Annotated in this window: 18 protein-coding genes; 3 read left to right on the top strand and 15 right to left on the bottom strand. The window is 63.2% G+C overall.

Annotated features, from left to right (window positions below):
- Positions 1–46: 46 nt before the first annotated feature.
- From GZ093_RS13425 to GZ093_RS13375, 11 genes are all read right to left on the bottom strand, one after another.
- A complete protein-coding gene (locus tag GZ093_RS13425; protein WP_296486679.1) occupies positions 47–415 on the bottom strand; it encodes a response regulator in 369 nt (122 codons plus the stop codon).
- A 9-nt stretch (positions 416–424) separates the two neighbouring features.
- Positions 425–1,564 (bottom strand): methyl-accepting chemotaxis protein, encoded by a 1,140-nt coding sequence (locus tag GZ093_RS13420; protein WP_296486677.1) that lies wholly within the window; start codon positions 1,562–1,564, stop codon positions 425–427.
- The gene (locus GZ093_RS13415; protein ID WP_296486675.1) at positions 1,561–1,956 is read right to left on the bottom strand and encodes a response regulator transcription factor; all 396 of its coding nucleotides are present in this window, start codon (positions 1,954–1,956) and stop codon (positions 1,561–1,563) included. Before GZ093_RS13415 ends, GZ093_RS13420 begins: the two co-directional genes overlap by 4 nt.
- 98 nt (positions 1,957–2,054) lie before the next feature.
- Entirely contained in the window at positions 2,055–4,934 is a 2,880-nt protein-coding gene (locus GZ093_RS13410; RefSeq protein WP_296486673.1) for a PAS domain S-box protein, read from the bottom strand.
- A gap of 131 nt (positions 4,935–5,065) precedes the next feature.
- Positions 5,066–5,446 (bottom strand): bacteriohemerythrin, encoded by a 381-nt coding sequence (locus GZ093_RS13405; RefSeq protein ID WP_296486672.1) that lies wholly within the window; start codon positions 5,444–5,446, stop codon positions 5,066–5,068.
- Positions 5,447–5,532: 86 nt separating this feature from the next.
- Positions 5,533–7,626, bottom strand: coding sequence for an EAL domain-containing protein (locus tag GZ093_RS13400; RefSeq protein ID WP_296486671.1), 2,094 nt, complete (start codon positions 7,624–7,626; stop codon positions 5,533–5,535).
- A gap of 110 nt (positions 7,627–7,736) precedes the next feature.
- Positions 7,737–8,390 carry a response regulator transcription factor gene (locus GZ093_RS13395; RefSeq protein ID WP_296486670.1) on the bottom strand — a complete coding sequence of 218 codons (654 nt, stop codon included), beginning with the start codon at positions 8,388–8,390 and terminating at the stop codon, positions 7,737–7,739.
- Positions 8,387–9,466 (bottom strand): response regulator, encoded by a 1,080-nt coding sequence (locus tag GZ093_RS13390; RefSeq protein WP_296486669.1) that lies wholly within the window; start codon positions 9,464–9,466, stop codon positions 8,387–8,389. The genes GZ093_RS13395 and GZ093_RS13390 overlap by 4 nt, the downstream gene beginning before the upstream one ends.
- A 627-nt stretch (positions 9,467–10,093) precedes the next feature.
- Positions 10,094–12,973, bottom strand: coding sequence for an AMP-binding protein (locus tag GZ093_RS13385; protein ID WP_296486666.1), 2,880 nt, complete (start codon positions 12,971–12,973; stop codon positions 10,094–10,096).
- A gap of 124 nt (positions 12,974–13,097) precedes the next feature.
- Positions 13,098–13,841: a VTT domain-containing protein gene (locus GZ093_RS13380; protein WP_296486664.1), complete on the bottom strand. Its 744-nt coding sequence runs from the start codon at positions 13,839–13,841 to the stop codon at positions 13,098–13,100.
- Between the two features lie 127 nt (positions 13,842–13,968).
- Entirely contained in the window at positions 13,969–15,042 is a 1,074-nt protein-coding gene (locus GZ093_RS13375) for an AI-2E family transporter (RefSeq protein WP_296486662.1), read from the bottom strand.
- A gap of 190 nt (positions 15,043–15,232) precedes the next feature.
- Here GZ093_RS13375 and GZ093_RS13370 point away from each other — a divergent pair, with 190 nt between their 5' ends.
- From GZ093_RS13370 to GZ093_RS13360, 3 genes are read left to right on the top strand one after another with little or no spacing between them, the layout of a single operon-like run.
- Positions 15,233–16,063, top strand: a complete 831-nt coding sequence (locus tag GZ093_RS13370) for a universal stress protein (protein ID WP_296486661.1) — start codon at positions 15,233–15,235, stop codon at positions 16,061–16,063.
- Between the two features lie 23 nt (positions 16,064–16,086).
- Positions 16,087–17,526, top strand: coding sequence for a nodulation protein NfeD (locus GZ093_RS13365; RefSeq protein WP_296486660.1), 1,440 nt, complete (start codon positions 16,087–16,089; stop codon positions 17,524–17,526).
- Positions 17,527–17,546: 20 nt separating this feature from the next.
- Entirely contained in the window at positions 17,547–18,326 is a 780-nt protein-coding gene (locus GZ093_RS13360; RefSeq protein ID WP_296486658.1) for a slipin family protein, read from the top strand.
- A 120-nt stretch (positions 18,327–18,446) separates the two neighbouring features.
- Here GZ093_RS13360 and GZ093_RS13355 read toward each other — a convergent pair whose 3' ends face one another.
- Genes GZ093_RS13355 through GZ093_RS13340 form a run of 4 tightly spaced genes read right to left on the bottom strand, consistent with a single transcriptional unit; the run spans position 18,447 to position 24,266 of the window.
- Complete coding sequence (locus GZ093_RS13355; RefSeq protein WP_296486657.1) at positions 18,447–19,334, bottom strand: universal stress protein; 888 nt, start codon at positions 19,332–19,334, stop codon at positions 18,447–18,449.
- On the bottom strand, positions 19,331–21,004 hold the full coding sequence (locus GZ093_RS13350; RefSeq protein WP_296486656.1) for a cation:proton antiporter family protein: 1,674 nt from the start codon (positions 21,002–21,004) through the stop codon (positions 19,331–19,333). Before GZ093_RS13350 ends, GZ093_RS13355 begins: the two co-directional genes overlap by 4 nt.
- Before the next feature lie 22 nt (positions 21,005–21,026).
- Positions 21,027–21,554 carry a DUF2062 domain-containing protein gene (locus GZ093_RS13345; protein ID WP_296486654.1) on the bottom strand — a complete coding sequence of 176 codons (528 nt, stop codon included), beginning with the start codon at positions 21,552–21,554 and terminating at the stop codon, positions 21,027–21,029.
- Positions 21,555–24,266, bottom strand: coding sequence for a cation-transporting P-type ATPase (locus GZ093_RS13340; RefSeq protein ID WP_296486652.1), 2,712 nt, complete (start codon positions 24,264–24,266; stop codon positions 21,555–21,557).
- Positions 24,267–24,606: the final 340 nt, after the last annotated feature.

The raw sequence follows: 24,606 nt of genomic DNA, 5'->3' as shown, positions 1-24,606 counted from the left end.
GGTCATGGGCTTATCCCTTGGTTCTTGTTGGCTTAGTTTTGGTGCCTCAAGGCAGGCACAGCTTTTGCACCGCGCCCAGCAACTGCTCGGGCTTAAACGGCTTGACCACCCAGGCCTTCGCGCCCGCAGCCTGGCCTTCGCGCTTTTTGGACTCTTCAGACTCGGTGGTGAGCATGATGATGGGCGTGAATTTATACGCAGGCAGCTGCTTGACCGCTTTGACAAAGCTGATGCCGTCCATGACCGGCATGTTCACGTCGCTGATGATCAGATGCACCTTCTGGCCGGTGAGCTTGTTCAAGGCATCCTGGCCGTCGCGCCCCTCCAGCACCGCGTAGCCGGCACCCTTGAGCGCAATGCCGACTACCATCCGCATCGAAGATGAATCGTCAACGATCATGATTGTTTTGGCCATGGTGTTTTCCTAGAAAAAAGTGATTTCGTCGTCAGACTTGGCTTGCACCTTGCCGCCTGAATGGATGATGTGTTGGTCCGCCATGACGTAGGTGCTCTTGAGTTCGGTGAGCAAGGCATGTGGATCCAGGGGCAACAGTTCGCGGCTCTCGCCGTGCGCTTGCGACTGCTGCTGCAGAAAGTCGGGCAGCTGCTCGATGTTGGTTCGGACGTGCGTCATGATCTGGCTGACGCGGTCTTGAAACTGCAGTTGCACCAGGGCCTCACCGATTTCCATCTTGATGCCAAGGCTCTCGTCCTTGAGCAGGGCGCTGGAGCGTTGCAGCGCGTCGGTAACGTCCCTGAACTCGCCCAGCACCCGTCCAATGGCGGCCTCGGTGCTGCGTGCCCGGCCGTCGCGCTGCTTGACAGCGTCTTGCACCACGTTGCAGGTGTCCACAATGGCGGCGCTGATGACGCCGACCTTCTCAGCAATGCGCCGGCCGGTGTCGCCCGACTGGGTGGAGAGCATGCGAAACTCCTTGGCCACCACCGCAAAGCCGCGCCCGAGGTCGCCGGCGCGCGCGGCCTCAATGGCCGCATTGAGCGAGAGCAGGTTGGACTGCTGCGCGATCTTGGCCACGTCCAAGGCCATGTCTTGCAGTTCCACAATAAAGCCGTCCAGACCCTGCACTTTCTCGAGCATGCTCACCATGCTGCTCATGGCCGTCTTTTGCGCCGTAATCACCGCGCCGAGCTCCTGTTCGCTGCGGGCGAACACCGCCACCAGCGCGTTGTCGCCGCTGTCGATGTTTTGGGTTTCCAGGTTGGCGGTGTGCACGGCTTCATCGAGCTTGTCGACAATGCCGGCAAAGCGCTCGGACAGCGCAGCAATGGCACTTTCCATTTGCGCGCGAGACGACTCAATGTGCCCGCTCCACACCGGCGCCACCTGCGCGCCAAATTCTTGTTGCGCGGCCAGGTAGCGCTCAACTGACTGAGTCCAGGCGCGTTGCTGGGCGGCATGCCTGAGCCCCAGCGCCAGGCCAGCAAGCGCCAGCAAGAGCGCCAGGCCAGCGCCGAGCCAGCTCAAGCCGCCCGCCAGCGGCACGGCCATGGCGCCCGCCAGCCCCAGGGCCGCGGGGAGAAGCAGGGGGAGCCTGCGGTTCATGCTTTGCCTGCGGTGCTTTGCGCGCCGCCAGCGGCGACCATGCGGGCCATGAGCGGCAGCAAGTCAAGCACAAAGTCGGCCTTTCCGACAAAGCCCAAAACGCACAGTTCCTGAGCCGCCAGGCGGTACGGCGCGTTGTCGTGCATGGACAAGAAAATAATTTGCGGCGGCTGCGGCCAGCTTTGCATGATCGCGGCCACCTCCAGCCCGTTCATGCCGGGCATCATGATGTCGAGCAACACCAGGTCGGGCTGCAGTTGGGTCGCCTGCGCGAGGGCCTCGTGGCCGTCATGCGCTTGGGCCACCACCTGAGCGTCTGGCAGCGTGGCAAGGTACTTGCTTACTGCCGCCAGAAAGGTCGGGTTGTCGTCCACCAGCAGTATCTTGATCATGTGCCTGACTCTAGGCGCAACGGCGCGCCGGTGACATCAGGCTGATACCCTAGTGGGGCGGGGGAAACACCTGATGCGCTGGCGAACAGGCTAAAGGCTCAGGCTGCTGGCGTGGGCGGCTCGGCTCTGTGGATTTCAAAGGTGACTGCAAATGCCGCGCCTGGGCCAGGCTCGATTTGCAGGGTGCCGTCGATCTGGCGCGCCAGGTCACCCACCAGTTGCAGGCCCAGCGACTGGCTGCGGCGGGACTCAAAGTCTGCGGCTAAGCCGACACCGGTGTCGCTCACGCGCAAGAGCCATTGATCACCTGGCCCCAGTGCGCGCAATTCAATGCGAATGTCGCCGCCGCGCCCCTCAGGGAAACCGTGCTTGAGGCAGTTGCTCAGGAGCTCGTTGACCAGCAGGCCGCAGGGCGTGGCCTGGTCCAGGCTGATCTGCACACTCGCCAACTCCAGTTGCAGCCGCACCATGGCGCTGCTTTGCGCCCGAAAGGCCTGCCGGGCCAGGTGGCCGAGGTAAGCCCCAAGGTCCACCGACGCGAAGGTGCCAGAGCGGTACAGCGACTCGTGCAACAGCGCCATGGCGCGAATGCGGCCCTGCATTTCGGCGAGCACGCAACGCGTGTCGCTCTCGCTGCTGCGCCCGGCCTCCAGGCGCAACAGGCTGGTGATGACCTGCAGGTTGTTTTTGACGCGGTGGTGAACTTCGTTGAGTAGCGCGACTTTGTCACGCAAGGAGTCTTGCAGCGCTTGCTCGGTGCGCTTGCGCTCGGTGATGTCTTGCTTGAGCGCCACGTAGTGGGCGGTGTTGCCATGGTCGAGCACCGGCGCAATGACCGCGTGTTCTACGTACAAATCGCCGCCTTTTTTGCGGTTAATGAACTCACCGCACCAGACTTCGCCTGCGGTGAGGGTCTGCCACAGACTCTGGTAGACCTCGGGCGCGGTCAAACCCGAAGCCAACAGGCGCGGGTTTTGCCCATAGAGTTCCTCACGGGTGTAGCCGTTGCTCTGCGTGGTCCAGGGGTTGGCGTACTCGATGCTGCCAGCCAGGTCGGTGATGACAATCGTCATCGGTGCCTGCTCGACAATGCGCGAGAAGGTGCGCAGTTGGTCGTCGGCAAGCTTGCGCTCGGTGATATCGGCGATGAGGCCGTGCCACAGCACCGCGCCATCGCTCTGCTGCTCGGGCAGCGCGTCACCATGCAGCCAGCGCACCGTGCCATCGGCAAATTTAACGCGGTACTCCTGCTGCCAGGGCGTTAGCGTGCGCGCCGACGCTTCGATGGAGGCGCCCACACGGTCAAGGTCGTCCGGATGAAGAATGGCAAGTACGCAGGATGCGTCACTGCTGACATGTTGCGAGCTGACACGGTAGATCTGCCGAATGCCCTCACTGGCAAACGGAAAGCAGGAGCTGCCATCCGGGCGCAACAGGTATTGGTACACCATGCCCGGCACCCGGTCAGCAATTTTCTGCAGGCGAGCCAGCGCCTCGTCGCGGGCCAGCTGCAGATGCTTGCGCTCGGTGACGTCGCGCATCAGCACCTGAATAGCCTTCTGGCCGTCATAGCTGATGGTGATGCGCGTGGCTTCAACATCGATTACGCTGCCATCGAGGCGGATGATTTTTTCTTCGAGCGTGGGCAGCTTGGCGCCTTCTTCGTAGCTGCGCCGTACCTGCTCCAGCAAGGCCGCGTGGCAGTCCGGGTGAATCAGCGCCAGCAGCGGCTTGCCCACCAGCTCTTGCCGGGATGTGGCACCAAACAGCCCGATGGCAGCCGGGTTGACGTAGAGCACGAGCCCGTGGCGGTGCACCACCACGGGTTCGGGCGTCCCTTCGATCAGGGTGCGAAAACGAGCCTCGCTCTCCTGCAGCGCGGCGTCACGTTGTTGCAGCGAAGTCAGCAGCTGGTTGAACGCCTTGATTAAGTGGCCCACTTCGTCGTCGCGGGCAATGGCCAGGGGCGGCGGGAACGGGTCGCCAACATCCAGCTTGTGCAGGGTGGTGGAGGCGGTCAGCAGCGGGGCCAGTTGGCGGCCCAGCAACCACCAGGTGAGCGCAGCGGCGAGCACGGTCAGCAAGGCGGCGGCGAGCAGCATGCGCTGCTGCATCGCATGGATCGGGGCAAAGGCTTGCTGGGTTGGCAGCGTGATGGCGACATACCAGCCCGCTGCGGGGATGCGCTTGGCTGAGCCCAGCACCTCCACGCCCAGCGGGTTGATGAAAATGTCGCTGCCCTCGCGCCCTTGTGCGTAACGGTCCAGCGCCGGGTTGACGCCGGGCGCGGGCAGCGTGGCCATGATTCGGTTCTTGTTGGAGGTGGTGACGTTGAGCCGGTGCTGCGGCGCCACCACAAAATAGTCGCCGTCGCGGCCATAGGTGTTGCGTGTGGCTAGGTCCAGAAAATTGGGCTGGTTCAGATTCACAACACCGGCCAAAAACCCAATCACGGCTCCCGCGGCATCCTTGATCGGCACGGCCATGACGAAGCTTGGGTTCTGCGTCAGCTTGCTGCGCACCGGCTTGCCAATGGTGGCTTTGCCGCCTTTGAGCGCAGCAATGGCGTAATCGCGTTCGCTGAAATTGGCGCCAATGCGACCTGGTTGATGCGGGAAATCAGCCAGCACGGTGCCATCAAGCCCGGCGATGGTCACACCATTGTTGAACAGGCGCGCCAGCAGCGGGCGCTGCTGCAGCAGGGTTTGCAAGGATTCTGGACGCTGCAGCATGGCCGGGGTAATTTCTTTGCCGATGAGCGCCAGCGCCTGCAAGCGGTCGGCCAATTCCTGGTCAATTTCTTCGGCCAGCAAAGACGCCGTCGAGAACTGCTGTTGACCCAGCATTTTTTCTAAGTCGTCGTGCAACTCGGCGCTGACAAAAAACGTGAGCGACCAGATGCCGATCAAAAAGATGCCCAAGTTGATCAGCGTGATGCGCGTCTTGAGTGAGTTCCACCCCAATTTGAATTTGTTCATCGGCTGCTGGCTGGTTATTTAATGCAAAAGTAATAGCTGCTCACGCTTATGGAACGGGGCCTGGCGCCTGATTTGCCATAAATAGTTGCAAGAACTGAGTGCCCAGGCATGTGCTGCAAGCGCCAGCGCCGTTACTGCAGTTTGATGTATGCGGCCAGCTTGGTGTCGCAATTGCCGATGTGCTGCACCAACCAGTCAGACAGAAATGACGCCAGATCGGCTCGGTCCAACGTGTCTTTGTAGATGCTGTCGGCCACGGCGTTCAGCCTTGACAGCAAGGCATTGTGTTGCGCTACATGGGCTTTGATGGCGGGGTACTTGAGTTTTCGCATCAGCGATTCTTCATGGGCGAAGTGTTCGCGTGTGTATTTGAAAAGACGCATGGCGCCGAGTGTCAGGCCGGCTTTGTCGGTGGCGGCCAGGAAGGTGTTGACCAGATCGAATAATTTCTGGTGCTGCGCATCAATGTCAGCATCGCCAATTTTGTAGCTGTCTTGCCAGAGGAGGGTCATGGGGGACTTTCAACAGGGAGAGATCGGTTCAATCAATTCAAAAAAAGTAGCGCTATGCGCTTTAACAACGGGGGCTACAGCCTGATTTAGCTTAAATCAAGAGCCAGTTCAGCCACCGCCACGGGTCGCCCAAAATAATAGCCCTGAAAGGCATCACAGCCGATGCTGGCCAGAAAATCGCGCTGGCCCGGCGTCTCCACGCCTTCAGCTATGACCTTGAGCCCCAGGTTGTGGCCCAGCGCGACGATGGTCTGGGCGATCACCGCATCGTTGGGGTCAGTCAATAAGTCGCGCACAAAGGACTGGTCAATCTTGAGCTGGTGCAGCGGCAGGCGCTTGAGGTAAGACAGGGACGAGTAGCCGGTGCCAAAGTCGTCGAGCGAGAAGCTCACGCCCAGCGCCTTGATGGCGTTCATTTTGGCGATCACGTCTTGCACGTCGCCCACCAGCATGCTCTCGGTCAACTCCAGTTTGAGCAGGGCCGGGTTGGCGCCGCTGGCCTGCAAGGCGCCGGTGACCTGCGCGACAAAGTCCGGTTGGGCAAACTGCAGCGCGCTCACGTTCACGGCCAGGGTCCAACTGGCGCGGTCGCGTTGATCGGACCAGGCCAGCAGCTGACGGCACGCCTGCTCCAGCACCCACTGGCCAAGCGGCAGGATCAGGCCGGTTTCTTCGGCCAGGGCAATGAACTGGCCCGGTGGCACCAGGCCACGCAGCGGGTGCTGCCACCGCACCAGCGCTTCGGCGCCGATGGGGCGGCCTTGGCTGTCGACCTGAATCTGGTAGTGCAGCACAAACTCTTGCTGCGCCACGCCCCGGTGCAGGTCTTTTTCCAAGGCGGTGCGCGCCAGTGCCAGCGCTTGCAGCGCGGGGTCAAAGAAGCGCACGGTGTTGCGCCCGGCTGCCTTGGCCTGGTACATGGCAGCGTCCGCCATCTTGAGCAGGTTGTCGGTGCTGTCCTTGTTTTCCAGAAACATGACCAGGCCAATACTGGGCGTGCTGAGTTGGGTGCGCCCGCGCAATCGGTAGGGCTGCTCCAGGCTCAGCAGGATTTTCTGGGCGATGGCTTCGGCCTGAAACACGGCCTCCTGGGGCTCGCTGCCCAGGGCTTCGAGCATGACCATGAATTCGTCGCCTCCCAGGTGGGCCACCGTGTCTTCTTCACGCACGCAGGCTTGCAGGCGATGGCCCACCTGCTGCAGCAACTCGTCGCCCGCGTCAAGCCCGAGTGTTTCATTGATCTGCTTGAAGTGGTCCAGGTCCAGCAGGATCAGGGCGCCATGCTGGCTCGAGCGGCTGGAGGTGATGAGCGCCTGCTGGAGCCGGTCCATCAGCAGGCGGCGGTTGGGCAGGCCCGTGAGTTCGTCGTAAAAGGCCAGGCGGTGGATGCTGTCTTCGCTCAGGCGGCGCTCGCTGATGTCATGCACCAGGCCAATGAACTGCGTTTGCCCGTTGTGCGTGAGTGCGGATACCGACACGCTGACAGGAAACACACTGCCGTCGCGGCGCTGGCCCTCGGCTTCGCGGGTCTTGCCGACGGCGCAGCCCGTGCCGCTGGGCCGATGCTGCATCAGGTAGCTGTCATGCAGGCTGCGGTGCGGATCGGGCATCAGCAGCGCTACGTTGCGCCCCAGCAGTTCGCTGGTGTCATAGCCAAACAGGGTGCCAACCGCCTGGTTGACCGAAATCATCAGGCCCTGCGCATTGAGGGTGATCACGCCGTCGAGCAGGCTGTCCAGAATGGACTGCGTGTGGCGGGCGGCCTCGCTGGCGTCGCTTTCAGTCTTGTGCTTGTACAGGGCCATCTCCAGCACGGTGCGCAGCTCGCGCTCGGAAAAGGGCTTGAGAATGTAGCCAAAGGGCTCGGTCAGCTTGGCGCGCGCCAGCACGTCGTCGGCGTCAAAGGCGGTGACAAACACCACCGGCAGCGCATGGCGCTGGCGGATCGCCTGGGCGGCGGCAATGCCGTCCATGGCGCCGGCCAGTTGAATGTCCATGAGCACAAGCTGCGGCTGCAAGGAGCCCGCCAGCGCAATCGCTTGGTCGCCCTTGGTGGCGTGGCCCACCACCTGATAGCCCAGCGCCACCAGTTGCAGCGCGATGTCGCGCGCGACGATCATCTCGTCTTCGACGATCAGAATGCGGGCCTTGTCCAGAATGGGCGAGGCGGGGGAATTCATGGCACAAGACCTGGATGGCGCAGCATGGTTGTGACGATAACCGCTCAAGCCGGCCAGCGGAATCAGGGCGATACCCTAGTGCGGGCAGGAAAACACCTGAGCGCTCACCCCTACAGCCCGGAGCTCACCAGGCCAGTGTGCATGGCGTAGCGCACCAGGCCGGCGATCTCATGAATGTCGAGCTGCTTCATGAGCTGGCTGCGGTGCGACTCAACCGTTTTGACCGACAGGTCCAGGCGGCGCGCGATTTCCTTGGTGCTGTGGCCTTCGGCGATCAGCTGCAAGACCTCGCGCTGGCGCGGTGTCAGTTGCGCGCCGGACTGCTCCTCGCCGCGCAGGCGTTGCACGTAGTCGCTCACGACGCCTTTGGACACCGCCGGGCTCAGATAGGTCTCACCGCGCAACACCGCCTTGACGGCCAGTTCGAGCTCCAGCGGGGCGCAGTCTTTCAGCAAATAAGCGCAAGCGCCGTTGCGCAGCGCCTGGCGCACGTATTCTTCGTTCTGATGCATTGACAGAATGAGAACCCGGATAAGAGGCCAGGTCTTGCTCAGCCGGGCGGTGGCCTCCAGCCCGTTCAAGCCCGGCATGGCGATGTCCATGAGCACCAGATGCGGGCGCAGCTGCTCAGCCAGCGTCAGCAGCGCCAGGCCATCGGCGGCCTCGCCGACCACCGAGACATCGGGTATGGACTCGAGCAGCTTGCGCAAGCCCGCGCGCACCAGCGTGTGGTCGTCAGCCAGCAGCACGCGAACGCAGCTCATGCGCTCGGCGCCAGGGCGCGCCACGGGCAGCTCAATTGCACCAGGCTGCCTTGGCCCGGTGCCGATTCAATGTCGAGGTGCCCGCCAATCAGGCTGGCGCGCTCTTGTATGCCAAGCACGCCAACGCTGCCCCCGAGCATGGCGCGCTGGCGCATGGCCGCGAGGTCAAAGCCCAGACCATCGTCCTGCACGCACAGCAGCAGGGCCTCGTTCTCGTGGCTCAGCGTGATCGTGACCTGTGTGGCCTGGGCGTGGCGCGAGATGTTGGTGAGCGCCTCCTGGACAATGCGAAAGCACGCGGTCTCAATGTCGGGGGCGAGTCGCTGGGGCATCTCTTGCGGGCAAAAATGAACGCTAAAGCTGCTGCGCGCGGCGATGATTTCGGCGATCCACTGCAAGGCCGGGCTCAGCCCGAGGTCATCGAGCAGGGCGGGGCGCAGCCCGGTGGCCAGGCGCCGCACCTGCTGCAGTGCATCGTCAACGATGCGGATGTTTTCAGTGTTGAGCTCGTTCGATGAGTCGCCCTTGAGACGTTCACTCAACTGCAGGTTGATCTTGATCGCGGTGAGTAATTGACCGAGTTCGTCGTGCAACTCGACCGCCACGCGGCGGCGCTCAAATTCCTGGGCTTCGAGCACGCGCCTTGAGAGCGCCTGCAACTGGCAGGTGCTGCTGATCAACTTGGCTTCGGCCTGGTGCTTGTACAGCGCCATCGTCACCACAGTGCGCAGTTCGCGCGCAGAAAATGGCTTCAGCAGGTAGCCAAAAGGCTCGGTGAGCTTGGCGCGCTCCAGAATCTGGTCGGCATCAAAGGCCGTCAGAAACACCACGGGCAGGGCGAAACGGGTGCGAATGATCTGGGCTGCGGCAATGCCATCCATCACGCTGGCGAGTTGAATGTCCATGAGCACCAGGTCCGGGAGCAACTCGCCGGTCAGGCGAATGGCCTCTTCGCCGCGGGTGGCGTGGCCCACCGGTTCATAGCCCAGTTCAATCAGCTGGTTGCGGATGTCGCGGGCGACGATAACCTCGTCTTCGATGATGAGAATTCGGCTTGGCTTCAGGGCTAGGGGCATTCGTCACTCCACGGGCAAAAGGCTGCGAGGGCCGCAGTTCAGACCGGGTTTGTGGGCGGCCCTGGCGCATCATCCCGGCTTATGAGGGTTAAGCGGCAACCGGCCCGGCGCTGCTTTGAAGTGTAACGCCGCGCTTCAAGGTGATTCAACCCGACCAGTCTATGAGAGATCACCCCGAACGGGCAGCTGAACAATCTGGGTTTAATGCCAGCTGGGGTGCTGGCGCAGATCAAGCTTTAGAAAAATACAGCAAGAGTGAACGAAACGCCACATTACGTCAGGTTCTGAAAACGCGTAGCATGACCTCGGTTGAGCTCAAGCACCAGAACGTCAGTGCGGTGCTGCACGGAATGGGCCTTCCCTGTATTTCGGGTTACAAGTCCCGAGGCAAAAGTCTACCTTCTTGACCGACCAAGGCGTATTCAAGCCAAGAAGATCCTCAAACACCGCTGTTTCTTTCTTGTTCAAGCCTGAAATCTTGAAAAAATTGATGAGAAGCCGAAAACTTAGGTGGAGGCCACACGACCTGGTGGCACAGCAGTGTGCGTGAACTGGTCGCGTTGATTTTTTGTTTGGGCGTTTGGATGCTTCCTAACATGGACTGCTGATCGCGGTTTCTGGGGTGCTTCAAATATCATGCGTCGGCTCTGCCAGATGCGCGGCCAGCGCCTTGCGCGCCGCATCGCGCAAGGCCAGCGCGTGGTCCCAGCCCGGACCGGCAGGACAGATCGTCTCACCAATCGTCACCTCAATGGCGTAGCGCATCGGCAACCAGGCGCCGTCGCGCAGCAGCGAGCGGGTGCCGTTGAGCGTCACCGGTACCACTGGCGTTGTGGTTTCGGCGGCGATGACGAAGGCACCGAGCTTGAAAGACTGCAGGCCACCGGCACGCCGCAGCCGGCCTTCGGGGAAGAACACGATTGATTCGCCGGCACGCACACGCGCTTGCAGCGCCCGGGTGTCCTCGACGCCCTGCGCTGCGTCGAAACGCTCGACGAGGGCGATACCCAGCCGGCGCAGCGCAGCGCCGATCAGCAGCACGTCGGCCAGCTCGCTTTTGGCGGCAAAGGAAAATTCGGGTGGCAGGACTGCACCCAACAGGATCGCATCGGCATAGCTGGCGTGGTTGGCGACGACAATTCGAGGCCCCACCGCGGGCAGCCGCTCCAGTCCCTCCACCCGCACCGGCAAGCCGATCAGGCGGATCGCCGAGCGCGTCAGCGCCCGTGCGGCACGTCGGCGCTGGGCGACGCCGGGCAACACCATCACGGCGCACCACGCCAGCACACCCAGGGTGCAGAAGACGCACCAGGCCCATAGGCCCCACGCCACGCGGACAGCCGTGTGCAGCGCGTGGCGAGTCCGCGCAGCGACCGCGGTGGCCGTCAACGCCGCCCATTGCTGCCAGGGCGGGCGTTGCGTTACGCCGAGCCGACCCTGCTCGTACAGTTCGCGGCAGGCGGCGCGGCGGGTCTTGCCGCTGGACGTCTTCAGTACCGAGCGTGGCGGCGCCAGCACCACGTCGTCGGCTGGTGCGCCCAGCAGCGTGGCCGACAACGCGGTGATGGCGCGGATCATTTGCGCACGCTGCGCCGGTTCACGGACACGGGTCTCGGCGAGCACCACGAGCCGTTCCGTGCCGCTGCGCCGATCGGTGGCCGCGAACACCGCCACGCCACCTTTGCGCACGCCCGCGATACCGGCCACCGCAGTTTCAAGTTCCTGCGGATGAATATTGAAACCACCACGGATGATGATGTCCTTCTCGCGCCCGGTCAGGAACAGTTCTCCGCCTGCCATGTAGCCGAGGTCGCCGGTGTTGAGCCAGTCGCCGTCGAACAGGCCCTGATTGGCGACCGGATTGTTCAGGTAGCCCTGCGTGCTGGACGGGCCGCGGAACTGCACGCGCCCCTGCTCACGCTCGGGCAACTCGCGCCCGCCGGCGCCGACCACACGCAGGTCGTGACCGGGCAGTGGCGAGCCGCAGGAAACGATGCGCAGCGCCTGCGCGTCGTCGGACCGCGCCGGTTCCGCCACGCCGTCGCGGGCGAGTGTGACCCGATCGACGCGATCCACCAGCGGGCCGCGGCCCACCGGACCAAAGGACAGGCCGACGGTGTTCTCGGCCAGGCCGTACACCGGCATGAGCGCCGCCCGCTTGAGGCCGCAGGTCGCGAACCGCGCCGCAAAGCGTTCCAGCGTATCGGGACTCACCGGTTCGGCCCCGTTGAATGCCAGCCGCCAGCACGACAGGTCCAGCGTCGCGAGTTCTGCGTCGGTGACCTTGGCCAGACATAACTCGTAGGCGAAGTTGGGTGCCGCCGACACCGTGCCGCGATGGCGGTGGATGGTCTCCAGCCAGCGCGCGGGTCGGGCGAGAAACGCCATTGGCGACATCAGCACCAGATGAAAGCCCAGGTACAGTGCGCCAAGACAGGCTCCGATCAGCCCCATGTCGTGGTACAGCGGCAGCCAGGAGACGAAAGTGTCGGAGCTGCCGACGTTCGATGCGTTCCACATGGCGCGCAGGTTGGCCAGCAGATTGGCGTGCGTCAGGATCACGCCCTTGGGGTCGCCGGTGCTGCCCGATGTGTACTGCAGGAACGCAACATCCGATGCCGTAAGCGCCGGGCGCAGCATAGGCGCGTCCGTCAGCGACAAATCGGTCACGGTGTGGACGCCGTGCAGCGCTTCGGCCTGCGCCCGCAGCAGATGGGCGAGCGGCTTCGCGCGCTCCACCGTGATCAGCAGCCGCGCCTGTGCATTGCGCAGGATGGCGGCGATGCGTTTCAGGTGGTCCTCCAGCTGCGACGGCCGCGCCGGCGGGTACAGCGGCACCGGAATCAGACCCGCGTACAGCGCGCCATAGAACGCGGCGAAGAACTCGCGCCCGGTGGGCAGCATGATCGCCACCTTGGACCCCTTGTCCAGCCCGAGCGCATGCAAGCCCGCCGCCAGGGCGACGGCATCGCGGTGCAGATCGGCGTAACGCAGATCGATGCTCTGGTTGCCGTTCTCGTACAGCGTGATCAGCACGCGCTGTGGGTGTTGTTGCAGGTGCCATTGAAAAACATCCACCAGCGTCTGGACCGAGTCTGGCGGATAAGCGTCACTAACGGCTTGCTGGGAGGTATCGGCCCTTGTTGCAGGCACCACGACAGACGGCGCCGCCATTGCACCTTGCTCCCTTGTCGATATCACGAAGCGCAACAGGTCGCGTGGCGTCTCGGCCTCGGTGAGCGCCGCTTCACCGAGCGACACGCCAAGGTCGTGGTCGATGCGGGCAAGCAGTTCGACACGCGCCAGGCTGTCCAGACCGTAGTCACGCTCCAGCGAGTGGTCCAGTCCCAGCGTGGATGCCAGCCGGGCCTGCGGCCGCAACTCGTCGGCCAGGCTGCGCACCGTTGCGAGCAAGCGCGGCGCCAGCGATTCGGGGTTCGGCGCACAGGAAATCCCCTGCACCTTTGGGGCTGGCGGATCGTTTTGTTTCGGTGGAGATTCGTTCATCGCTCAGCGACATTCACCAATCCGCCGATTCAACGACAAGAAGCCTTCGGCTGATTGATAAATGACAAGGCGGGGAGGAGTCCCCGGCAGACCATCTGGGCCGTTGCGCCGCGGGCGCTTGTGGCTATGAGCGGGATGTCCGCTGGTGCCGCCACCGCAGCCAGGCCAGGCCCAGCGCGACAAGCGCTATACCGGCGGCCGACAGAAGCAGCACATACTGTTTTTGCATGAAGGCATTGCCGAGAAAGACCGTAGCCAGGGCATACGGGATCTCGGTGAGCATCAACGCGCTGAGATAGATGCGCAGCGGGTAGCCCAGAAGCCCGAAGAAGTAGCCCGAAACGTCCGACGGAACGGCCAGCTGAACCAGCACGGCGGTGACGAAGGAGCCACCTTCGGGAATACGGCTTTCGTAGCGGTCGATCATTGCCCCGGACAGCATGCGCTGCACGGCGGGACGTTTCAGGCGGTGGCCAATGGCATAGGTGACGAGTCCCCCCAGACACCAGCCGCTCCAGAGCAAGAGGAAGCAGCCCGTCTCGCCCCAGGTCTGCACGCCGACGGGGACGAGCAGCACGCCGGAGAAGAACATCAGCATGGCCGAGAGCGCCGCCAGCCCCATGAAAATCAGGGCGCCCAGCACAGGGTGCTGGGCAATGACCGGTTCGGCCAGCGCAAGGGCCGTGGCGATCTGTTGGTTAATCGTGTCCGACAGGGTCAGCAACCCGATGGCGAACAGAACCAGGATCAGGATCACAGCGCGACGGGCCATGTCGAACCGCGGGCCCCAGAGCCCCGGCTGCGCTATGCCCGCGTCTTTGGAAATGCTCTGTGACGGCAGTGGAGGAGGGACGGGCGGCGTGGGCATCAGGGGTTCGGGTTGCAGTTCCTGGCCGGGATTATCCGTTGAACCACGCAACCATCAGCGCGGGGTCCCGCTTTCGGTGTGCGGGAACCCGAGCTGAAACGGTAGCGTCAGCGCTTGCCAGAGAATGTCAAGCAGGCGGTGGCTCGCGCACGTGAACATTGTCTGTCGCCCATTCGCGCCAGAGCGCCAGCAGAATCGCTAGGATCACCGGTCCGACAAACAGACCAATGAGCCCGAACGCCACCAGCCCACCCAGTGCGCCGAACAGCACCAGCAGAAATGGAATCTTGGCCACGCCGCTGATGACGAGCGGACGCACCAGGTTGTCGATCCAGCTCACGGCCAACGCGCCCCAGAGTAGCAGGCCGATGCCGGCGCTGATCTGGCCCTTCAACAACAGCCAGGCACCGATGGAGCCCCAGATCGCCGGCGCGCCGAAGGGGATCAGCGCCACCACGGCAGTCGCCACGCCCCAGAAGGCCGGAGCCCTGACGCCAACCACCCAGTAGCCCAGGCCGGCCAGCAGTCCCTGCGCCAGGGCGGCCAGCAACAGGCCGTAAACCACGGCGCGTGTGGTGTCGCCGACCGCCTGGAAATAGGCATGTACCCGGTTGCCAAGCAGGCCGTACAGGACGCCGCGCAGCTGTTCAAGCAGACGCTCACCATCGCGGAACAGGAAGAACGACGTCAGCAAGGCAAAACCGAGGCGCAGCGCATTCAGACCAAGATCACCGACCAGGCGCATGGCGCGCCCACCCCATTGGTCGGCCAGGTCCGACAGCGGCGCGCCCCAGGCGGCACGGTCACCGCTGAGCGCAGTCAGCCGCTCCTGCAACCACGGCCCCAACCACGCAACACCCAAAATTGCCTCCGGCAAGCGTACGCCGCTTTCCAACAACGCGGCGGCCTCACGCACCGCCGCGACGCCTTCGCTGCGCAACAACAGGCCCGCCCATAGCAGTGACAGGCCAAGAACCAGGGTTAGCACGAGGGTCATGGTCAGTGCGGCCCAGGTCCGGCGACCGCCCAGCCACGCCAGCACCCGCAGATGCAGCGGCCACGACACGTAGCTCAGGATGGCCGCCCAGGCGATGGCTGCCAAGAACGGCTGCATCACCACAAAGCCCGCGAGCAGCAAGCCGCCCAGCAAGCCAGCGAGTACGGTGCGGCGTAACCAGAGCGGTGTTTGCGGTTCGGTCATGGTGAGCCTTGTTGAAGAAACAAAAGTCAAGTGTGCACTTCTGGCTTGAAGAAAAACAGCATTCGCGCGCCGCCAACTCTTTGAGTTGACGATGATCAAACGCGACCGACCAAAATCATAGAGCATCCGATCAATCGCTTTTGATTCGCGGTGAATCAAGGGCTTGGGAGCCATGAGGAGACCAACGAACATGACGCCGATTCACAACATTGTGGTGGCCACCGATTTCTCGCCCGGCGCAGCGGCGGCGGTTGACCGAGCGGTGCAGGTCGCTCTAACGCATGGTGCCGTGCTGCGGCTGCTGCATGGGTTTGATGTCAGCGCCTGGCACAGCCTGCAAGGCGTGTTTGACCCGCGGCGACTGGCTCGGGAGCCACCACCCGACGTGCAGATCAAGCGGCGCCTGAACGAGCTGTCGGCGTCTCTGGCGACGCAGACCGGGTTGCAGGTCGAGGCGCATTTCAGCGTGGGCGAGGCAGACGTTGCCATCCGGGCCTATGTGGCAGCGCATGACACTGCGCTGCTTGTCATCGGGGCACGCGCCGAGCTGTCGATCCTAGGGCTGGGCAGCACTGCGTCCCGGCTGGTGCGCGCGCCGAATTGCCCGGTGCTGATGGTGCGCTTCGATCCGGCCCGACCTTATTCCACGATGCTTGCGGCGGTCGATCTGAGCGCGCTGGCCAAGCGTGCGGCAACGGTTGCCATTGGCTTGTTCCCGGCGGCACAGCACCATCTGGCGCTGGCGCTTGGCCCCGGCCCGCAGCAGTCTGTTCACGCCCAGGCGCTGCATGACCTGGATCAATTCGCACGGGGCTTGAGCGGGAAGGCCCAGAATCCGGTGGTCGCCGAGGTGCTTGATGACGTGCCCGCCCGCGCCATTCTGGAGCGCGCTGCGGCACTGGCGGTTGACTGCGTGGTGGTCGGGCATCATGGGAGAGACGGGGGCACCGAGGCTCAACTTGGCAGTATGGCCCAGCAAGTTCTGCAGCACACCTTGCGCGATGTGCTGCTGGTGCCGTGAAGCAGTCGCTGTCCGTGGCGATCATGGGGCTTGCCCTCTTGGTTGCCACGCAGGAGCCTGCGGTCGCATCGGACAAGCCGCCACAGGCGGCTGTTGCTTCCATCGTTCCGCTGCTGACCGTGAGCGGACCGATTGGCCCCGCCGCAGCCGACTACATTGCGCGCGGGCTGCAAAAGGCCGGAAATGACCGGGCAACGCTGGTAGTCCTGCAAATTGACACGCCGGGTGGGCTGGACAGCTCGACCCGCCAGATCGTCAAGGACATACTTGCCTCGACTGTGCCGGTGGCTGCCTGGGTGGCGCCAAGCGGTGCACGCGCAGCCAGTGCGGGTGCGTACATTGTTTATGCCAGCCATGTGGCGGCCATGGCGCCGGGGACCAATCTGGGTGCTGCCACACCAGTGCAAATCGGGGGGGTGCCTGGCTCGTCACAGCAACCACAACCCGCGCCTGCGAGCCCAGCCGTCTCGCAGGGAAAGGCAAGTGAACCCAAGGACGCCGCAGAGACCGTCGGCTCAGGGGCAGACGCCATGACCCGCAAGATCGTGCATGACTCCGCGGCCTATCTGCGTTCGCTGGCGCAGATGCGGGGGCGTAACGTCGATTGGGCTGATCGGGCCGTGCGCGAGGGCGTGAGCCTGTCAGCGCAGGAGGCCCACACCGAGCGTGTGATTGACTTTGTCGCCGCCGACGTGGACCAACTGCTAGCGCAGGCGCATGGACGCACAGTGCAGATGGGTGATGGCGCACAACGCGCTGTGGACAGTCGCGGCGCGAGCACGGCGCTCATTGAGCCCGATTGGCGCACCCGGGTGCTGGGCATCATTACCGAGCCGACCGTCGCCTACCTGTTGTTGCTACTTGGTATCTATGGCATCTACTTTGAGTTGACCTCGCCTGGCTTTGGCGTTCCGGGCGTGGCGGGCTCGATCTCATTGCTGCTGGGCATGTTTGCGTTGCAGATGTTATCGGCAAATTATGCCGGGGCGGCGCTGATCGTGCTCGGTTTCGCGATGCTGGTGGCTGAGGCCGTGGTGCCTAGCTTTGGCGCTTTGGGCATTGGCGGCACCATTGCCTTCGTCGTCGGCTCGATCATGCTGATCGACACTGAGGCGCCAGGCTTTGGCATTCCGACCGGGCTGATTGCGACCGTGGCCGTGGTCAATGTGTTGTTCGTTCTTGTGGTGTTCCGGCTCGCGCTCAGAGCCCGAAAGCGGCCTGTGGTCAGCGGTTCGGAGGAGCTGATGGGTGCGAGTGGGGAAATTCTTGAGGTGACGGCCGATGACGCCTGGATGCGTCTGCACAGTGAGCGCTGGCGTGTGCGCTCGAACTCGCCGCTGCACGCGGGTCAGCGTGTCCAGGTCACCGGCCGTGAGGGACTGGTGTTGCAGGTGGAGCCCACGGGAATCGCGCCCGTCGAAGGAGAGGCCGCAAGTGGGCCACTCGGCGCTTCAGGTTCATAACCATAGCCAAGGAGAACGCTATGTATTGGGAATTAGGATACGGGTTTATCCCCATCTTGTTGATCATGCTGGTGGTTGCATCGGTTCGCATTCTGCGTGAGTACGAACGTGGTGTGGTGTTTCAGTTGGGGCGCTTCTGGAAGGTCAAGGGGCCGGGTCTGATCATCCTGATCCCGGGCATCCAGCAGATGGTGCGCGTGGATTTGCGCACCGTGGTCATGGATGTGCCCGAGCAGGATGTGATCACGCGTGACAACGTGTCGGTCAAGGTCAACGCCGTGGTCTATGCGCGCGTGGTCGACCCGCAGCTGGCGGTCATCCAGGTCGAGAACTACATGGTGGCCACATCGCAATTGGCACAGACTACCTTGCGCGCCATTCTCGGCAAGCATGAGTTGGACCAGTTGTTGGCCGAGCGCGAGCAGATCAACCAGGATCTGCAACAGGTGCTTGATGTTCAGACCGATGCCTGGGGCATCAAGGTTACCAACGTCGAGATCAAGCATGTTGACCTGAACGAGAACATGATCCGCGCCATTGCGAAGCAGGCTGAAGCCGAACGCGAGCGGCGTGCCAAGGTCATCCACGCCGAGGGTGAACTGCAGGCGTCTGCCAAACTGCTGGAGGCGGCCAACGTCCTGGCAGAAGCGCCACAGGCTATGCAATTGCGCTACCTGCAGACGCTGACGGCGATTGCCGGTGAAAAGAATTCCACCATCATCTTCCCAATGCCGATTGATCTGATTGCGTCGGTGCTCGATCGCCTGACCGACCGGCCCAGGCCGGGGGAGCGTGGCTGAGTCGGCGCTGGACGGTGCTCCCTGGCATTGCTGAGAGCGCTGCGCACGACTGGCTGGACCGCAATTTCACATACCTGGGGCGACGCTCCATGCCCGATTCGGCTGGTTCTGACCGGGCGTTTACCGCGCCACCACCAGCACATCCGAGCGCGCCTGCCCCAGCACATGCTTGGTCACGCTGCCCAGCAGCAGCTCTTCGGTCATGCCCATGCCATGTTTGCCCAGGACGATGAGATCGGCGCCTTGCTCTTCTTCCTGTTCCAGAATGCAGTGCGAGGGGTTCCCGAAAACCACCACAGGGAGCCACTTTCCCGGTGCAAGTTTGGCATCGGCCGCCACCTCATTGAGTCGGGCCAGCGCCTCACGCCGAATCGTTTCACGGTGCTGCAGGATGGTTGCTTCCTCTACGCCGGCAAAGCGCATCTTGCCTTCGAAGGGCAGCTCGCAAGCATGCAACAAAATCAGTTGCGCCTGCGGGCTGATGTCCTGCGTGAGTTTGATGGCAAAGGGGGTCAACGGGGAAAAATCGACCGGCACCAGCACGCTTCGGTAGGGCTCGTGCGGTGCCTGCTTCGCCACCAGAATGGGTCGCACGGTCTTGCGCAGCAGGCGCTCGGCGGTTGCTCCCAGCAGCCAGTGGCGCATGAAGCCAGCGCCGCGTGCCCCCACCACCAGCAGGTTGACGTTCAGCAGGTCGGCCTGCGCCGCAATGGCGCCCGGCACTGATCCTTCCACCACGTGGAAGTCGACGGCGGTGCCACAGCGTGCATGCATGTCCGCTGCCAGCTGTGTTAGCGCCTCATTCGCCTGCGCGTGAAAGCGTCCTTCCATTGCACTGCTTTGTTCGCCCAACAGGCGCCGCAGGTCGGTCAATGCGCTTTTTTCCAGCACATACACAAGGTCCAGTTTGACCCCTGGCCTTTTGGCCAGCATCGCCGCACGCTGGGCGGCATGGCGCGAGGGTGCAGATAAATCGGTGGCGACGAGCAGTGAAAGCGGTGAGTTCATGGTGGCTCCTTGAAGTCTGTCATTTCAGCCGAGGCGATGCGGGCGGCGAGGTCGAGAGCGGCAAAGTCAGCGGCCTGATTGAACGGCAGGATAACCTCTACCCTGTCAAGGGTCCGCATGTCTTTCGCGTCGGCCTCGTCACGGGCCACGATGGCGATCTGCCCCATGTAATGGTGTTCGGCCAGGGCACTGATCAGGGCGCGATTGGCGCCAGGATCGGGCAGCGTGCTGACGACCCAGGGCAAGTCCTTGAGCGGCAGGCTTTCGATGAATTCCGGCGCCTCGCAGTCGCCGAAACGCGCATCCAGGCCGGTGCGTTGTTGGGCCTTGATCACCTCTGGGTCAAAATCAACACCTAACACGCGCATGTTCTGCTCCCGTAGTTTTAATGCCAGGCGGCTGCCATAACGCCCAAGGCCAAACACCAGGATGTCGGGCCGTTCTAAATGAGGCGGCGCGTTTTCCACCGCCAGTTCCCGAAACGGCGTGCTGCGTTCGAACAGGCCCAGCCAAGGCGCCAACCATGCATACAGTCGGTGCGAGTAGAGAATCATGTAAGACGACAGCGTGATGGTGATCAGTCCGACCAGCGTGGTCAGTCCCAGCGCACTGGAGCCGATGTGGCCCAGGCTGATGCCCATGGCCACAAAAATGATGGAGAACTCCGAGATCTGCGCCACAGTGAGGCCGGCCAGAAAACTGGTGCGCTTGCGGTAGCCCATGTAGCCCATGATGGCCATCACGATCAACGGGTTGCCGATCAGCACGAAGAGCGACAGCACCAGCGCGGTGCCGGTCTCGTCACCGAGGGTGGAGAAGTCCAACTTGGCGCCCAGGTCGATAAAGAAGAACAGCAGCAGAAAGTCACGGATGCTGGTCAGGCGCGCGCTGATCGCTTCCCGGTACGCCGTCGAGGCCAGCGAAAAGCCGGCAATAAAGGCGCCCGCTTCTTTGCTGAAGCCGGCGTATTCGCCCAACGCAGCCAGCGTCGTGCCCCAGGCGATGGCAAAGATCAGCAGCAGTTCCTGCGATCGCGCCAGCGTGTCGACCACCAGCGGCAACACATAACGCATCAGCAAGTAAAGTAGCAACGCCGCACCGCCCAGGCGAGCCAACAAGCTCAGTGCCAGAGTCATGCCATCAACCGCCTCGGAGCCGATGCCGCCGAACCCGCTCATGAGCATCATCGCAATCACCACGGCCAGGTCCTGCACGATCAGAAAGCCCACGGCGATGCGGCCGTGCAGTGAATCCAGCTCGCGTTTGTCAGACAGCAGCTTGACGATGATGATGGTGCTTGAGAAGGTCAGCGCGACGGCTATGTACAGGGCATCGAGCCAGCCCTTGCCGAGCGCCAGAATGATGATGAAGCCAAACAAAATGGTGAAACTCAGTTGCCCCAGGCCCGTGGCCAGCGCCACCGGTCCGATTTGCCGCACATGGCGCAGATCGAGCTTCAGGCCCACCACAAACAGCAGCACGGTGATGCCGATCTGCGCCAGCAGGTCAATCTGGTCGTGTGCGCCGACCCAGCCAAGGACGGCCGGACCGACCGCAATGCCGACGATGATGTAGGCCACCAGCAAGGGTTGGCGCAGGCGCACCGCCACCGCGCCGACCACGGCTGACAGCATCAGCAGCAGGGCAAATTCGTGGTAGGTGTCATTCATGGCGTTGCTGGCTAGCAGCTACTCAACGCAGTCGCTTGCGCCGTTTGGACAGCGTGCGCCATCGCCATATCAGGGTGATCAGTCCGTAAGTCATCAGCCCTGTCAGAAGGGCCGTGATGGACAGACCGACCAGCAAGGGCTTGCCCAAGGCGCCGATGCGCTGCCATAGACTTGGATTGTCCGCTTCCTCAAGTTCGATGACATCCGCAGCGTCCAGTGGCGCGGCTTCTCCTGTAACCCATACACCCAGCCGGTAGGCGCCGTAATAAATCGGGCCAAAGGTGACCGGGTTGCTGACCAGCGTGCTGGCGACGGCTGCCGGAATGTTGGCACGCAGCACGACAGCAGCGGCGACTGAGAATGGAATCTGCGCAATCGGAATGATCAGGCCAAAAAATACGCCCAGGGACACACCCAAAGCTACGCCGCGGCGCGACCAGTGCCAGAGCTTGGGGTGGTGCAGCCAGGGGTTGAGCCAGGCGAGCCAGCGGTTCTGGTTGATCTGAGCGCGGGTCGGGAAGCGCGCGCGCAAGCGGTCAAGCAGAGTCATTCACATATTCCGTATTCTCAGGCGTCGCAAGACTGCCTTTTCCGCCTCTACAGCAAGAAACTTGAGCAGGCCCAGGCCGAGAATGACGAGCCAGGACGCGCCGTCCAGCGCCGCCGTCTGGAACAGCTGCTGCAACGCCGGCGCGTAGGTGAGCAGTAGTTGGAAACCGATCAACAGCACGCTCATCCAGAGAGCCACCGGGTTGCCGGTGAGGATGCCCCGCGTGAAGGCCGATGCGGTGAAATGCCGCACATTGAACAGGTAGACCAGCTCACCGAAAACAAGCATGTTGACCGCCGCCGTGCGCGCCATCTCGAGGCTGCTGCCGCGGGCGAGCTCCCATTCGAACACGGTAAAGGTCACCGCGACCATCAGCAGGCTGACGTAGGCGATGCGAAAGCCCAGCACCTTTGTGATCAATGGCTCCGTAGGTCGCCGCGGCGGCCGCTGCATGACGCCTGGCTCGGCTGGCTCGAAGGCCAGCGCCAGCGCCAGCGTCACTGCCGTAATCATGTTCACCCACAGAATCTGGCCGGCGGTGATCGGAAGCGCCAGACCGGCGAACACCGCGATCAGGATCACGCCCGCCTCGCCGCCGTTGGTGGGCAGCATAAAGAGCAGAGATTTTTTGATGTTGTCAAACACCACGCGGCCCTCGCGCACGGCGCGCGCGATGGTTGCGAAGTTGTCGTCGGTCAGCACCAGGTCAGCGGCCTCACGCGCGGCATCCGTGCCTTTGTGACCCATGGCCACGCCAATATTGGCCGCCTTGAGCGCCGGTGCATCGTTGACGCCGTCACCGGTCATGGCCACCAGCTCACCCTGCGCTTGCAGGGCCGCCACCAGGCGCAATTTGTGCTCCGGGCTGGCACGGGCGAACACGTCGGTCTCCAGCGCGATGCGCTGCAGCGCCTGGTCATCCACGGACTCCACCGCTTCCCCGGTGAGAGCGTGATCAGCGCTCAGTCCCAACTGGCGGCCAATGGCGGCCGCAGTAATTGCGTGGTCACCCGTGATCATCTTCACGCGCACCCCGGCGCGCTGGCATTCGGCCACCGCGGCGATCGCTTCCTCGCGCGGTGGGTCGATCAAGCCCACCAGCCCGAGCAAGGTGAAGCGCGGGGTGATGTCCGTCATGGACAGGGTCGCCGTGCCCGCTGGCAATTCGCAGCGCGCGAGCGCGAGCACGCGCTGGCCTGCGCCCGCCGCGTCCTCCATGCGTGCCTGCCAGGCCGCGGGATCGAGCGGCTGGCCGCTGGCATCCTGCTGGCACAGGCCAAGTACACGCTCCGGCGCGCCCTTGAGATAAGCGAAGGCACGGCCTTCATGGTCATGGTGCAGCGTCGCCATGAAGCGGTGTTCCGACTCGAACGGGATCGCATCCAGGCGGGGCGTCGCTGCGGTGGCGTCGTGGGCATCGAGCCCAGCCTTGTGGGCGAGGGTCAGCAACGAACCCTCGGTCGGATCGCCGACCAGATGCCAGCCGGTGCCGGCCTTGTGCTTGAGACGCGCGTCGTTGCATAGGGCGGCGCACTGCGCCAGTGCTTGCAGAGCGTCGTCCTGCGCTGCGTCGATGCCCACGCCGTCGCGGTGAAAGCCGCCGTCCGGCGCATAGCCGGTACCACTTACCTCCAGGGTGTAGTCGGGCAACATGACCTGCACCGCCGTCATCTCGTTCTTGGTGAGGGTACCGGTTTTGTCGGAGCAGATGACGGTCACCGAGCCCAGGGTCTCCACGGCGGGTAGCCGCCGGATGATGGCCTTGTTCCGCGCCATGGTGCGGGTGCCCATGGCCAGCACGATCGTGACAATGGCCGGCAATCCTTCGGGGATGGCGGCCACCGACAAGCCCACCACCGCGAGAAAGATGTCAAGCAGGGGCATTTCTCGCACGAAATAGCCATACAGAAAGGTGATCACCCCGGCTGCCAGAATGAACAGCGTGATCTGGCGGGCGAACTGATCCAGCCGGCGGGTCAGCGGCGTGTCGAGCGACTGCACTTCGCCCACCATGGCGCCAATGCGGCCAATTTCAGTCTGCGGCCCGGTGCCCACCACCACGCCTTGGGCCTGGCCAAAACTGATCACCATGCCGGAGTAAGCCATGCAGGTCCGGTCGCCAATGGCTGCGTCGCTCTTCACCGCATGCGTGTCCTTGTCCACCGGCACCGACTCGCCGGTCAGGGCCGCCTCGTTGACGCGCAGGTTTTTCACCTGCACCAGCCGCAGATCGGCCGGTATGCGCACGCCAGACTCCAGCATCACGATATCGCCCGGCACCAGTTCGGCTGCGTCAATGTCGTGGCGCTCACCGTCGCGCAGCACGGTGGCGCGAGTGGCGAGCATGGCGCGCACCGCCTCTAACGCCTGCTCGGCCTTGCCTTCCTGAATGAAGCCGATGAGCGCATTGACCAGCACCACACCGGCAATCACGCCCGCGTCCACATAATCTTCCAGGCCGAAGGTGATGGCTCCGGCGACCAAGAGAACGTAGATCAACGGGTTGTGGAACTGCAGCGCGAGGCGTAGCCAGGGGCCGCGTCGCTTGGGCGCGGGCAGGCTGTTGGGCCCAAAGTGCGTCAGTCGGCGTGCCACCTCCTGCTCATTGAGTCCGGTCCTGGCGTTGGCAGACAGGGCATGCAAGGCCTCGCTGTCGGTGAGTGCGTGCCAGAGCGGCAAATTGTCAGAGGTGTAAGTTGGCAGGGAAGACATGAGAATTGAGCTGACAAAAATTAATGCTAGTCACTATTGGCCCTTTTTGACTGGGCGGCCTTGTGTTTCCGCAACGCTGTGATGATTTACTGAGGGTAGTTCTTTCAATATGTTGGGGGGTGAGCCACGGTGCGGTTTTCACTCTGGCATGGCCTTGGCACCCGATCACCATGTTTCGTTCACTCATCACCAACAACAGTCCCCAAGACTGGACTTACGCGCTGCTGGCTGCCGCTGCTTTCATATTGCTGCTGCATTTTTTGCGCAAGCTCGTCTTGCACCATCTGCAGCGCATCGCCAAGACCACCGAGACGGTGATTGACGACTTCCTAATCGAAGT

This window comes from Rhodoferax sp., from assembly GCF_010365055.1.
GTDB lineage: Bacteria > Pseudomonadota > Gammaproteobacteria > Burkholderiales > Burkholderiaceae_C > Rhodoferax.
Note: the sequence above shows the minus strand (reverse complement) of the source record. Positions and strands in the feature narration are given on the sequence as shown.